The 13,094-nt window shown below is 65.2% G+C and carries 9 protein-coding genes; 4 read left to right on the forward strand and 5 right to left on the reverse strand.

Annotation, left to right across the window (positions count from 1 at the left end):
* Positions 1–95 precede the first annotated feature (95 nt).
* Together NTV05_06780 and NTV05_06785 are read left to right on the forward strand one after the other, a co-directional pair.
* Positions 96–1,001, forward strand: a complete 906-nt coding sequence (locus NTV05_06780; protein MCX6544106.1) for a glycyl-radical enzyme activating protein — start codon at positions 96–98, stop codon at positions 999–1,001.
* A complete protein-coding gene (locus tag NTV05_06785; protein MCX6544107.1) occupies positions 998–3,358 on the forward strand; it encodes a glycyl radical protein in 2,361 nt (786 codons plus the stop codon). Before NTV05_06780 ends, NTV05_06785 begins: the two co-directional genes overlap by 4 nt.
* Before the next feature lie 46 nt (positions 3,359–3,404).
* On the opposite strand, the gene guaA is transcribed toward NTV05_06785, so the two are convergent.
* Genes guaA through NTV05_06800 form a run of 3 tightly spaced genes read right to left on the reverse strand, consistent with a single transcriptional unit; the run spans position 3,405 to position 8,361 of the window.
* The gene (gene guaA, locus NTV05_06790) at positions 3,405–5,225 is read right to left on the reverse strand and encodes a glutamine-hydrolyzing GMP synthase (GenBank protein MCX6544108.1); all 1,821 of its coding nucleotides are present in this window, start codon (positions 5,223–5,225) and stop codon (positions 3,405–3,407) included.
* Positions 5,226–5,282: 57 nt separating this feature from the next.
* Positions 5,283–6,461, reverse strand: a complete 1,179-nt coding sequence (locus tag NTV05_06795) for a PLP-dependent aspartate aminotransferase family protein (GenBank protein ID MCX6544109.1) — start codon at positions 6,459–6,461, stop codon at positions 5,283–5,285.
* Positions 6,462–6,477: 16 nt separating this feature from the next.
* Positions 6,478–8,361: a gamma-glutamyltransferase gene (locus NTV05_06800; protein ID MCX6544110.1), complete on the reverse strand. Its 1,884-nt coding sequence runs from the start codon at positions 8,359–8,361 to the stop codon at positions 6,478–6,480.
* A 143-nt stretch (positions 8,362–8,504) separates the two neighbouring features.
* Between NTV05_06800 and NTV05_06805 the strand changes: the two genes are divergently transcribed.
* Complete coding sequence (locus NTV05_06805; protein ID MCX6544111.1) at positions 8,505–8,810, forward strand: hypothetical protein; 306 nt, start codon at positions 8,505–8,507, stop codon at positions 8,808–8,810.
* A 56-nt stretch (positions 8,811–8,866) separates the two neighbouring features.
* Here NTV05_06805 and NTV05_06810 read toward each other — a convergent pair whose 3' ends face one another.
* Together NTV05_06810 and NTV05_06815 are read right to left on the reverse strand one after the other, a co-directional pair.
* The gene (locus NTV05_06810) at positions 8,867–9,106 is read right to left on the reverse strand and encodes a hypothetical protein (protein ID MCX6544112.1); all 240 of its coding nucleotides are present in this window, start codon (positions 9,104–9,106) and stop codon (positions 8,867–8,869) included.
* Positions 9,107–9,667: 561 nt separating this feature from the next.
* Positions 9,668–12,178 carry a penicillin acylase family protein gene (locus tag NTV05_06815; protein ID MCX6544113.1) on the reverse strand — a complete coding sequence of 837 codons (2,511 nt, stop codon included), beginning with the start codon at positions 12,176–12,178 and terminating at the stop codon, positions 9,668–9,670.
* A gap of 71 nt (positions 12,179–12,249) precedes the next feature.
* Here NTV05_06815 and NTV05_06820 point away from each other — a divergent pair, with 71 nt between their 5' ends.
* A complete protein-coding gene (locus tag NTV05_06820) occupies positions 12,250–13,044 on the forward strand; it encodes a 4Fe-4S binding protein (protein MCX6544114.1) in 795 nt (264 codons plus the stop codon).
* Positions 13,045–13,094 lie beyond the last annotated feature (50 nt).

A 13,094-nucleotide genomic window follows, 5' to 3' on the forward strand; every position in this document is an offset into this window, starting at 1 on the left:
CCGCCTTCCCGCCAAAAGCGGACGCGGCCGTTCCCGTGCCCCTGGCACGCCGTAGCCAACGGCGAAGGCGGCGGCGCCATGATACTCTGATTTCCGTGACCGGTAACGTCCTCAAGATCGAGCGCTTTGCGGTGCACGACGGCCCGGGGATTCGCACGACTGTGTTCCTCAAGGGCTGCCCGCTGCGGTGCACGTGGTGCCACAGCCCGGAGAGCCAGACGGCGGCGCCGGAGTTGATGTTCCGCCAGGATCGGTGCATCGGCTGCGGCGAGTGTGTGGACGACTGCCGATTGGGCGCGATTCGCCTGATGGACGGCCAGCCGGTAATGGACGTGTCGGTCTGCCGGCGGTGCGGCGATTGCGCCGAGGGCTGTCCGACCGGTGCCCGGACGCGGGTCGGATCCGTGATGACCGAGTCGCAGGTGCTTCAGGAGATTGCGCAGGACACGATCTTTTTCGACCAGTCCGGCGGCGGCGTGACGTTTTCGGGGGGCGAACCGCTGATGCAGGCCGAGTTCCTGATGGCACTGCTCGACGGCTGCCGGGCGCGTCGCATCCACACGGCTGTTGACACGTGCGGAGCCGCCCCGAGCGAGGCGCTGGCCCGCGTCGCGGATCGCGCCGATCTACTCCTCTTCGACCTCAAGCACCTCGATGACGCGCGTCATCGCCAGTTGACCGGATCGTCCAACGTCCAGATTCTCGCCAACCTTGCGGCGCTCGCCGATCGCACGGCGAACGTCATTGTGCGGTTTCCGCTGGTGCCCGAGGTCAATGACGGTTCGGACCATATCGCACAACTGGGGCGCTTTGTCCGGTCGATTGGATTGTCACGCATCGACGTCCTGCCGTACCATCGAGCGGGATCTGGCAAGTACCCGGCGCTCGGTCGCGAATATGCGCTTTCCGGATCCGAACCTCCATCGGGCGACGACCGCGCCCGCGCCGTACGCATTTTGACCGACTGCGGCCTGCAGGCCGCAGCGGGAGGCAGACCATGACCGATCGCGTATCACGGCTCAGAGACCAAAGCCTGAAGGCCGAGCCGTGGATCTCGAGCGAACGTGCGGAACTGATGACGCGGTTCTACCGTGACCATGCCGCGGGGCTATCGGTGCCGGTCGCCCGTGCGCGATCGCTGGCGTACGTCCTCGAGCACAAGACCATCTGCATCAATCCGGGCGAACTGATTGTCGGAGAACGCGGGCCGTCCCCGAAGGGCACGCCGACCTATCCCGAGTTGTGCTGTCACTCGCAGGGCGATCTCGACATCATCGACCGCCGCGAGAAGATCCGTTTCTCGGTCACCGATGACGTCCGTGCGGTATACGCGAAGGACGTGATTCCATTCTGGCGCGGCCGATCGATTCGCGACATCATGTTCGGCCACATGACCGGCGAGTGGAAGTCGGCGTACGAGGCCGGCGTGTTCACCGAGTTCATGGAGCAGCGAGCCCCGGGCCACACGGTCGTCGACGGCAAGATTTACCGGCACGGCCTGCGCGATTTCATCAGCCGCATCGACAGCAAGCTGGCCGCAACGGATCTGTTGGCGGACCCGCGAGCCTTCGACAAGCGCGAGCAGCTGACGGCGATGCGCATCGCCGCCGAAGCCGTCATCCGCAGCGCCGAACGCCACGCCGAACTCGCCGAACAGATGGCGGTCGCCGAAACGGATGCCACGCGCCGTGCGGAACTGCAGCGCATCGCGTCGAACTGCCGCCGCGTACCCGCCCACGCGCCGCGCGATTTCTGGGAGGCGCTGCAGGCCTACTGGTTTATCCATCTGGGGGTCGTCACCGAGCTGAACACCTGGGATTCATTCTGCCCCGGCCGGCTCGATCAGCACCTCAACCCGTTCTACCAGGCGGGCCTCCAGTCGGGCGGGCTCACCGAGGATCAGGCCCGCGAGCTGCTGGCGTGCTTCTGGATCAAGTTCAACAACCAGCCCGCGCCGCCGAAGGTCGGCGTGACGGCGGCCGAGAGCGGCACGTACACGGACTTCTGCAACATCAACTCCGGCGGTCTGACCCCGGAAGGCGCTGACGGTGTCAACGACGTCACGTATCTCGTGCTCGACACGGTTGACGAAATGCGGATTCTGCAGCCTTCGTCGAACATCCAGCTGAGCTCGCGGAATCCCGATCGCTTTCTGAAGCGCGCGGCCGAGATCGTGCGAAAGGGCTGGGGACAGCCGTCGATCTTCAACGCAGACGTCGTCGTGGAGGAACTGTTGCGCCAAGGCAAGTCGCTCGAGGACGCCCGGTGCGGCGGTACCAGCGGGTGCGTCGAAGTGGGCGCGTTCGGCAAGGAGGCCTACATCCTCACCGGGTACTTCAATCTGCCGAAGGTGCTGGAGATCACCCTGCACAACGGGCTCGATCCTCGCACCGGCGCGCAGGTTGGGATCGAGACCGGCGACCCGATCGCCTGGCAGACATACGACGAGGCCTTCGCCGCGTTCAGCCGACAGCTGAGGCACTTTGTCGACGTGAAGGTGCGCGGCAATCAGGTGATCGAGCGGATCTACGCGACCGAGATGCCGGCGCCGTTCCTGTCGATCCTGATTGACGACTGCATCGATCGAGCGAAGGACTACAACGACGGCGGCGCCCGGTACAACACCACCTACATGATGCCGGTCGGGCCCGCCACGACCTCCGACAGCCTCGCGTCAATCAAGTCGCACGTCTTCGAGCGCCGCGACATCACGATGGCGGCCTTGATCGACGCCCTGCGTACCAACTTCAAGGGCAGGGAAGCCCTGCGTCAAACGCTCTGGAACGCGACGCCGCGCTACGGCAACGACGATCCCTACGCCGATGCGATCCTGGTCGCTATTTGCGATCTGTTGCACGAGACGCTCGACGGCCGACCCAACACCAGGGGCGGGGAGTATCACGTCAATTACCTGTCGACGACGTGCCACGTGTATTTCGGGTCGGTGACGGGGGCGACGCCCGACGGCCGGAAGGCGTACGAACCGGTGTCGGACGGCATTTCGCCGGTGCAGGGCGCCGACCGCCGGGGCCCGACGGCGGTGCTGAAGTCGGCGAGCCGCTTCAATCACTCGCGAACCGGCGGCACGCTGCTGAATCAGAAGTTCACGCCGCAGGTCGTCGCGGGCGAAGACGGGCTCGAGAAGATCGCGCATCTGGTCCGCGCCTACTTCCGCATGGGCGGTCATCACATCCAGTTCAACGTCGTGACGGCCGAGACGTTGTGCGAGGCGCAGCGGCATCCCGAAAAGCACCGCGACCTGATCGTGCGCGTGGCGGGCTACAGCGATTACTTTTGCGACCTGACCAGGCCGCTGCAGGACGAGATCATCGCCAGGACCGAGCACCAGGGGTTCTAGCGGCCTTGGGCGCCGTAGCCCTTCGAGATGCTCAGGGCGAAGGCGGCTATTCCCACTCAATCGTTCCCGGCGGCTTGGTGGTGATGTCGAGCGCCAGACCGCTCACGCCCGGAAGCCGCAGAACCTGATCCCGCAACTCGCTCAGCAGGGCAGCCGGCAGCTCGGCGGGCGTCGCCGTCATCGCGCGCTCGGAGTGGATCGGCCTCACGATCACGAATTCGCGGCCGCGTCCATCAATCTCCATCGGCACCATGACCGTCGGGCACTGCCAGATCGCCTCGTGGATGCCGTGACGGCGGAGGCCGTCCATGACGAGGTGATCGGCGTCGCGCAACACGTCGAGCCGTGCCCGAGTGACCGTTGCGGCCAGCGGTCGCACACGTGCCGGCGGAACCGCTCCGAGATTCCAGATGCACCGGTTGATGCCGGGGGCTTCACGAAACAGCGCCGCTGCCAGTTCGAGCAGCGTCTCCCACGGCGCCTGCCCGGTCACGAGCACGGGGTGCTCGTAAGACCGCAAGTCGGCTTTGACGCCGACCGACTTGATCGGCAGGGCGATGGCCGCCACTCCGAATCTGGCGGCCACAGCGGCGACGGCCGGCTCCGTCTGGTCGAATCCGTCCCGGCTTTCCACGCCGGTCGAACACAGGAGCCGCACGCCGAGTCCGGGCCCAGGGAATGGATGACGCCACACCAGATCGTGGGCCAGTCCGAGCTTCTCACCCAGTTCGCGCACCTCGACTTTGTACAGATCGGCGAGGGGCTCTACCACGCGGCCCTGCTCAATCATCCGCTCGATGATCGGCACCCGGTTGTGGTGCGTCTTGATTGTGTCGGCCCGCTTGGTGCCGCCCGTCTCGATCGTATCGGGATAGATCGTGCCCTGCCCGAGCATGTGGCCCTCGATGCCCAGGCGCCTGGCCTCGTCCTCGAACACCTTGATGAACGTGTCGCCGATGATGCGCCGCTTCTGCTCGGGCCCAACGACACCGTCGAGCGCGGTCAGAAACGCGTCAGTCGCATCGACGAAATGGAGATTCCGATCGAGACCGAACTGCCGAAACGTGTCGAGCACGGCCTGGCTTTCGTCCTTCCTCATCAATCCGTTGTCGACGTGCAGCAGATGGAGCCGCTCCGGCCCAATCGCCATGCCAAGCACTCGCGCCGCCACAGTCGAATCCACGCCTCCGGAGGCCAACAGGAACACGGACTGGTCTCCCACCTGCCGCCGAACCTGTTCCACCCGCTCCTCGACGTACCGCTCCATCGTCCACGAAGGGTGGCAGCCGCAGACGCCGAAGACGAAATTGGCGATCATCTCGGTGCCGTGCACGGTGTTGTCCACTTCGGGATGAAACTGGACTCCATATCGGCGGAGGCTGTTTGAACTGATCGCCGCAAAACGGTGTGGTGTGCCTGACACGCCGAGCGTCGTGTAGCCGGCCTCCTCGAAGCCAGGGCCGACACTGGTCACCGAATCGAAGTGACTCATCCAGACTCGCTCAGTCGTGCCGAGCCCCTTGAAGATCGGGCAACTGCCCACCACCTGCAGGTCGGCCGGTCCCCATTCGCGCCCGCCATTGACGACCGTGCCGCCGTAGTGTTTGGCGATCTCCTGGTGGCCGAAGCAGAAGCCGACGATGGGCACATCGAGATCGTAGATGGCCTTTGTGTACGCCGAGTCCTCGCCGAACGATGACAGGCTGGGGCTGCCCGAGAGAATGATCCCTTTGTAGCGGTGGAAGGCCTCGACCGCGTCTTCGGGCTGGCGGATCTCCGCCAGCACGTGAAGACGTCTGATCTTGGTCGCGATCAAGTGCGCGTACTGCCCGCCGAAGTCCACAACCGCAATCGCATCATGCTGCATGAAGTCAGTCGATGGGGTCAGGCCCCATCACCTTTCGCTATATGGGGTCAGACCCCATTACAATCCCTGCTCCAGGTCCGCCATCAGGTCTTCGACGTTCTCCAGCCCGACCGAGAGCCGCACCAGCCCGTCGGTCACGCCCTGCGCCAGCCGCGCCTCGCGCGAGACCACGCTGTGGGTGGTCGAGGCCGGATGGGTGATGAGGGTGCGCGCGTCGCCGAGGCTGACGGCGAGCGAGCACACGCGGACCGCGTTCATCAGCCGCGCCCCTGCCGCGACTCCGCCCTTGAGATCGAAGCACACCATTCCCCCGAAGCCGCCCGTCATTTGCCGTTTCGCAAGGGCGTGCTGCGGATGGGAGGGCAGCCCCGGATAGTTGACAAACGCCACCGCGGGGTGCTGTTCGAGCCACTGCGCCAGCCGCAGGGCGTTGGCATTGTGGCGTTCGACGCGGAGGGGAAGCGTTTGCGTGCCGCGAATCATCAGGTACGCGGTGAACGGGGCCATGATGCCGCCGTAGTACCGCAGCGGCTCCGTCAGGCACCGATCGATGAACGCCCGGGTCGAGATGACCAGCCCGCCGACGGCGTCGCCGTGGCCGCAGAAATACTTCGTCGCGCTGTGCACGACGACGTCGATGCCAAGGTCCAGCGGGCGCTGATTGATGGGGCTGGCAAACGTGTTGTCGCAGATGGACGTAATGCCGGCCGCGCGGGCCATCAGGCCAATCGCCTGGAGATCACACAATGACAGCAGGGGATTGCCGGGTGTTTCCAGGTAGATGAGCTTCGTCGCCGGCCGGATGGCGGCCTGCACGTTCGCGGGGTCGGTCGCATCCACAAACGTCGACTCGACGCCCAGCGATCCGAGCTGCTGCACCATCAGGTGATATGTGCTCGGATAGATGGCCCGTGTGGCGACGATGTGATCGCCCGCCTTGACCACGGTGAGGAGGGCCGCCGAAATCGCGGCCATGCCGCTGGCCGTCGCAACAGCGGCCTCGCCGTGCTCCAGCACCGCGGCCTTCCGCTCAAATGTCGCCACCGTCGGGTTGGACCACCGGCTGTACACGAACGCGTCCTTCTCGCCGGCGAAGATGGCCGCGCCGTTCTCCGTCGTGCCGAGGTGATAGGTCGTCGCCAGATGAAGCGGCGGAACGAGGGCGCCCGTCGACGGGTCGGGAGCTTCTCCCGCGTGGATGGCGAGTGTGTTGATGCCGAGTGTGCGATCAGTCATGGTGCCTTCGTGTCTTCTACCACGCGATGCCATAATCCTCGCCGTGGTTGCTCGAGCCGCCCCACATGGTCCCGTGTACCCGGTCGAAGAAGATTGCGTTGATGGGGCCGGAGGTCAGCCTTTGATAGTCGATCGTGTAGCCCATTCGCCCGAGGTCGGCCCTCACCCCCGGCGGCGTCAGTTCATTCAACGTCAGCTTGCCGGGCACGAACGGGTGCGCGCCAAACGTGCTGCGCATCTGGTAGCTGTTGATATTGGCCGCTTCGACGGCCTGCTGCACGTTCATGCCGAACTCGACGATGTTCAGGAAGCACTGGAGCAGGTTCTGATCCTGCGTGTCGCCACCCTGTACGGCAGAGGACAGGAAGGGCCGGCCGTCCTTGAGCGCAAGGCCTGGCGTCAGTGTTGATCGCGGCCGGCGTCCAGGCGCCACCACGTTGAACGGACACTCCGCCTCGTTCAACACGAACGCCTGCATTCGCTGGCTCATGCCGATGCCTGTCCTTCCGGCAATCACCGCGGGCACCCATCCGCCGCTTGGCGTGACAGACACGACCCAGCCTTCCTCGTCGGCGGCTTCGATGGAGGTGGTCCCGCGATTGAACACCTCTTCGACGGCCGCGCGCCGTTCGGCAGAGAGCTTCGCGGCGTCGACGACCGGCCTGGTGCTCCAGCCATCCAGGAACTTCTGGAACGGATTAGTCTTGCCCTCGAACGGATAGGGATCGCCTGGCTTGACGTTGGGATCGTTCCTGTCCCAGTCGATGAGCTTCACTCGAGCCTTCGCGTACTCCTTCGACAGCAGCCCCTTGATGGGCACGGCCGGCGGCAGGGTCGGATCGCCGTAATAAAAGTCGCGGTCGGCAAACGCGAGGTTCATCACCTGGTACAGCGTGTGGATGTAGCGCGTGCTGTTGTAGCCCATCGCGTTGAGGTCGATCTGCTCCAGCATGTTCAGCGCCTGCAGCATCACCGCGCCCTGCACCCAGGTGTTCAGCTTGTAGACCTGGATGCCCTTGTAATCGGTGACGAGCGGTTCCTCGATGTAGACCTTCCAGCTGGCCAGGTCTGCCATGGTGTGCAGGCCGCCCTGTTCCCGCGCCCCCCGCACGAACTCTTCGGCGATGTCCCCCTTGTAGAATCGATCGTAGGCGGCGTAGATTGCATCCTTGCGAGACTTGCCCGCCGTACGCGCGGCCTGCTCGGTCTCGACCAGCTTTCGCAGAGTCGCCGCCAGGTCCGGCTGTTTGAAGACCTCTCCCGGCTCCGGCGCTTCGTGCGTCTGACCACTGTGGGGCAGGAACACCGCCTTCGAGTACGGCCACTCCTTGATGCGCTTCTTCTCCCGTTCGATCGAGTTGGTCAGCTGCTGTTCAACCGGGTACCCGTCGGCCATCTGGATCGCGGGAGCCAGCACATCTTTCAGGCTCATCGTGCCGAATTCGGCCAGCATGACCATCAGGCCGCCGGGCGTCCCGGGCGTCACGGCCGCCAGTGGGCCGTACTCCGGCGGGTACTTCATGCCGCGGCCCTTGAAGAACGCCGGTGTCGCGCCGGTTGGAGCGACGCCAAGGGCGTTGATGGCCACGACTTTCTTCGTCTTCGGGTTGTAGATGAGCGCCTGGGTTTCGCCGCCCCAACTAAGCGTGTCCCACATCGTCGTGACGGCGCCGAGCATCGCGCATGCGGCATCGACGGCGTTGCCGCCCCGCTGGAAGATCATCGCGCCGGCCGTGGCGCCGAGCGGCTTTCCGGTAATCGCCACCCAGTGGCGGCCATGGAGCGCGGGTTTCACGGTGCGCTGGGCCCACAGCAATGTCGAGAGCGCGAGCGCCACGACGACAACGGCGGCGACGACCACCCGCGCGCGAAACGTGATGAACTGCACAGCTGAACGCATCGCATCTCCTGGAATCGTGGCCGCCTGATTGCCGGCTCGGGAAACCTGCGGTCGGATCATTATGCCGCAATGATGGTCGCCCTGGCGCGGCGCTCGGACCCACAAATGCTCTCATGGAAAACGGAGGGCCCTGGCGGTTGCACATGACCGGCACGTCGGAGCCCACCAGGAGGCGCGCGGTCGGACGGCTCGCGCTTCAGCCGCGGCTGGCGCGCACTTCGCGAATCTACTTTCCCCCAACCGATCCCACCGCCGCCGTCGCGTGCAGCGCGTCAGCTGGCTTTCTGAAGAGCGAGGATTCTATTCCTCACAGCTTGGGGGAACTCGACGAAAGCGAACTGACCTTTGTCGAAAAGGTAGTCTTCTCCGCTCTCGTCGACGATCCGTACAAGATCGTCCTTGGCTGCGCGGGCGTCGGGCAGGATTCGATAGACCTTGCCGAGAATTAGCGAGGCTTCGTTCCCCGCGTTCTCGAGGCACAACGCAAACTGTTTGGCCGGTCTCTTCATGGCGTGCCCAGGTAGTCCTTAATCTTGAGATCGCGCTTACCTATGCCATGGGCTTCGTACCAATGTAGCTCTACCCGACGCAGATTTCCATTCGGCAGCCGGATAGTCGCGATCCCCTTCAACTTCCGCCAACGGCCGCGCCCGTACGCCTTCCGAAGAATCGAGAGAATCTTGACGCTCGGACCCGCCGCGATCGTCTCAATCCGTTCGATCCTGCCAATGACATCGAATGTCACCGGCTGATTGTGCCCGAGAACCTACCAGTCGGCAAGGCCAGCTAACGTAAGCGCTTGCCCGCCGGCGCCCACGATATCACCGGCGCCGGTCCGGTAGAGCGCCTGTTCGGAATCGTCGTCTTGGAATTCTTCGCCCTGCCGACCACTTCCACCCGGGTGCCGCGGACTCAGCGTTCGCAACGTCTGCGGGCCCGGCGGAGCTGATCGAGACGGGCCTCATGGCCCGCCTCAGCCCGGTTCGCCCCCAGATCGATCCGTGTCCGTGTTCCTGTCTTTCTGTCTCTTCTATTCCCCCGAACATTCAATACGTGGATCGCGTGATCCCCTGGATCGGACACAAAAACCGTCCACCTCCCCAAGCGTCGTGGCTGCTTACCGCCGGTATTGTCCTGGAAAGGTCGGTGAGAGACAAATGCTTTGCGGCGTTGGAGTTGCTCGGCATCCGAGCAATCGGGACCGTCGAAAGCCGTCGACGGCAGAGTGCGGCCATTCCCGTGGTTAGCTGGAACGCGGCATTTGCACGGCCTGATGGCAACCGGAGTTGTCCGTCTCCCCGGCTGCCTACCTGGGCTCGAGGACAAGGCGCTCGGCGGTCGCTTCATCGACCGCGCTTCTCGAGAATCGCATCGGCAGGTACTCGGTCTTGTTCCACTTGTCGAGCAGGTCGGCGTAGTGCGGGCTCCAGACGTGGCCGGACTGGCCCATCGGGATGATGAACTTGGACGCGTCGATCGACGCCATGTCGATGATCTGCCGGTAGGACGAGACGATGGTCCGATCGCGGATCGGCATCACCGGCGTGACGGTAAACGTGTCCCCGCCGCGCGGCACGTCTCGGCTGAACCATCGCCGCAGCCCCGAGATGCTGTCAAAGGGCAGATGCGGGAACCGGGCGGCGTTCACCCTATCCCAGCGCCAGCTCGCGACCTTCGTGGAGCCCTGCCGGCGGCCCATCACCTCCAGCGCCTGCTGCAGCGTCCGGCCGAGCAGTGTCTCGCACGTTTCCGGCTCTGCCGTCCGCACATCGTCGCACCACGCCAGATCGTTAGTCTGGATCATCGTATCAATCGCCTTGGCGACCACGCTCCGATTTCCCCAGTACTCGTTGAACAGATCCTCGCCAAGCTCGTCCTCGAACAGGCCCCGCGCCGTGGCGTCATACCAGGCCTCATACAGCGCGGCATCCGGGCTCTCGCCCGCCAGGGTCCCGTCCCACACGCGGAGACGGTCCATCGCCTCGCGGCTGGCCGGATCAATCGGGCGGGCCTTGAGCAGGAACGGCAGCACGGCCTTGACCTGCGCCGACCTGAGGTCCCGCTGCATCCGCGTCAGATCCTCCACGGCGAATCGGCCGCCGCTCTGGATCATGTCGATGATGCGGGCGGCCCGGTAAGGGGCTTCCCAGCTCGACCCCAGCGGGAAGGGGTAGCTGTCCGGCATCACTTTATTGTTCGCCGTGACGAGAAAGCCGCGCGACGGATTGAAGGCGCGTGGCCACTCGCTCTCGTGGATGTAGCCGCGCCAGTCCGAGTCGCTCGTCCAGCCTGGCACCGGCCTCGTGCCGTCCTCACCGGAACGGACCGGATGGGCACCGGGTCCGAGGTAGCCGATGTTGCCGTCGACATCGGCGAAGACAAAATTCAGGAGCGGCGTGTGCATCGATCCGAGCGCCGCGACAAACTCCGGCCACGTCCGAGCCGTGTTGATTCGCGAGAAACTCTCGACGGTATGGTCCTCGACATCGAGCCCGGTCCAGCGCAGCGCCAGTGTCGCCTGAGGACGGTCGAGCACGTCTGACAGGATAGGGCCGTGCCTCGTCGTACGGATGCGCAGCGGCACGTCGGCCTGCCCGCGCACCTTGATGACGTCGTGCAGAATTGTCATCGGCTCCAGGGCGCCGTCGTACTCCGCCTCGTCCCGCGCCGTGACGCGTTCCACGAACAGATCCTGCGAATCCCCAAGCAGCGCGGTGATGCCCCAGGCGATCCGTTGATTGTGGCCAATCAACACGCCCGGGACGCCGGGCAGGGTCGCGCCGATCACGTCGAGCTGGCCGCCGGTGATGTGCGCGAGGTACCAGACGGCCGGGGATTGTCCGGCCAGATGCGGATCGTTGGCCAGCAGCGGTTTGCCCGTCGTCGTGCGCGCACCCGAGAGCACCCAGCTATTGCTGCCGCCACCGGCGGGAGTCCCTGGCGCAATCTCACCGATCGTGTCGGCTAGCGCCGCGAGATCGGCCAGCACTGCCTTTGTGGGGTACGGCGCGCGACCTGTCAGATCCCGCTTCCGATCGTCCGGAGCCGGCGCGCTTCGTCCCGGAAGCGCCTCGGGCGCAGGCCCGACGGCCGCGGCTGGTTCGGGCAGCCCCTCTGATGGAACGATGACCGGACCGTCCGGCGTGTACGCGGGCACCAGGTGACTGGCGGCCACCTCGCCGACCCGGGCCGATATGCGCACGCGCAACAACTCGTCAGTCCAATTCGTACTGAGCAGCCACGCCAGTGACTTCTGAGACGCCAGGACATCTTCACCCCGCCACGGCTCTGGCGAGGTTCGCAGGATGGCAAACTCGACCGGCAGGCTTCCGCCGCGATGGGTCGAAAGAAAACTGTTGATGCCGGCCACGTAGGCTTCAATCTGTGCCCGCGCGTCCGGCGCGACCTTCGGCCACGCGAGCGCGGCGGCGCGCGCAAGTCCAACCGTGCGCAACAACTTATCGGTCTTCAGCGCGGGAGCTCCGAGAATCTCGGACAGCCGTCCCTGAGCGGCACGGCGCTGGAACTCCATCTGCCACAAGCGTTCCTGGGCGTGGACGTAGCCGAGCGCAAAGAGCGCGTCCGCCTCGCTTCCGGCGCGAATGTGCGGAATCGCATCCACGTCCCGAACCACTTCCGCTCGACCTCGAAGGCCCTCGACGCGGAGCGTGCCTGTGGTATCCGGCAGCGGTGCGCGGAGCCGCCAGAAGACGAACGCCGTCACGGCCACCAAGAGGATGAGCACGGTCAGCAGGCTGCGCCACAGCCATCGGCGAACGGAGCGGCGCGCGGTCTGGGGAGGGGGTGCAGAGGCCATAGGTTCAGCGTCGCGTATCGTGTTCGGGAACATCATATCGGAAGGTGACCCTTTGCCACTATCATCGAGATATGGGGACCAGGGACATCATCTCAATCGATGAGGAACTCTGCGACGGTTGCGGCCAGTGCGTGCCCTCATGTGTGGAAGGGGCCCTTCGCATCATCAACGGCAAAGCCAGGGTCGTGGCCGACGTGCTCTGTGACGGGATGGGAGCGTGTGTCGGCGAGTGTCCAACCGGCGCGCTCACGGTGATTCGGCGCGACGCGCCGGAATTCGACGAACGGGCCGTCGCCGCTCGGGCGGCTCAGCCAGGCCAGGCTTTGCATGACGGGCAGCATGCGACGGGAGGGTGTCCCGGAAGCCGCGTACAGGTGTTCGACGAAGAGGCGACACCCCATCGGATTCCCCAGCCCCGGATGATTCCTCTCCAGGATCGGACCCCGCAGGCGTCCCGGCCTGAACCGGCGCCATCGGCGTCGGGTTCGAGGCTGCGCCAGTGGCCTGTGCAACTGCATCTGGTGCCGCCGACGGCGCCCTTCTTCCAGGGCAGACACGTGTTGCTGGCCGCCGACTGCGTACCGGTCGCCGTGCCTGACTTTCAGGGTGCGTTTCTCGACGGCAGCGGCCTCGCGATCGCGTGCCCGAAACTGGATCAACATCTGGAGTCCTACGTCGCGAAGCTCACCGCGATGGTGGACCACGCCGACATCCAGTCGCTGACGGTGGCCATCATGGAAGTGCCGTGCTGTTCGGGGTTGGTGCGCCTGGCGCAGCAGGCCCTGGCGGCGGCGACTCGAAAGATCCCGCTCCGCGTTATCCAGATCGGCATCCGAGGCGACGTCCTGACCGACTCGAACCCGTAGGGCGTTTGCCGGCCGCATCACCCGGGCGGGAATCGCTCGGAGCCGGTCGG

Source organism: Acidobacteriota bacterium (assembly GCA_026393755.1).
Classification (GTDB): Bacteria; Acidobacteriota; Vicinamibacteria; order Vicinamibacterales; family JAKQTR01; genus JBAXOX01.

What these genes read in the sequence shown, in the direction of transcription:
- NTV05_06785 (MCX6544107.1), top strand. Translation starts at nt 998, where the DNA reads ATGACCGATCGCGTATCACGGCTCAGAGACCAAAGCCTGAAGGCCGAG.
- guaA (MCX6544108.1), bottom strand. Translation starts at nt 5,225, where the DNA reads ATGCAGCATGATGCGATTGCGGTTGTGGACTTCGGCGGGCAGTACGCG.
- NTV05_06795 (MCX6544109.1), bottom strand. Translation starts at nt 6,461, where the DNA reads ATGACTGATCGCACACTCGGCATCAACACACTCGCCATCCACGCGGGA.
- NTV05_06800 (MCX6544110.1), bottom strand. Translation starts at nt 8,361, where the DNA reads ATGCGTTCAGCTGTGCAGTTCATCACGTTTCGCGCGCGGGTGGTCGTC.
- NTV05_06805 (MCX6544111.1), top strand. Translation starts at nt 8,505, where the DNA reads ATGACCGGCACGTCGGAGCCCACCAGGAGGCGCGCGGTCGGACGGCTC.
- NTV05_06815 (MCX6544113.1), bottom strand. Translation starts at nt 12,178, where the DNA reads ATGGCCTCTGCACCCCCTCCCCAGACCGCGCGCCGCTCCGTTCGCCGA.
- NTV05_06820 (MCX6544114.1), top strand. Translation starts at nt 12,250, where the DNA reads ATGGGGACCAGGGACATCATCTCAATCGATGAGGAACTCTGCGACGGT.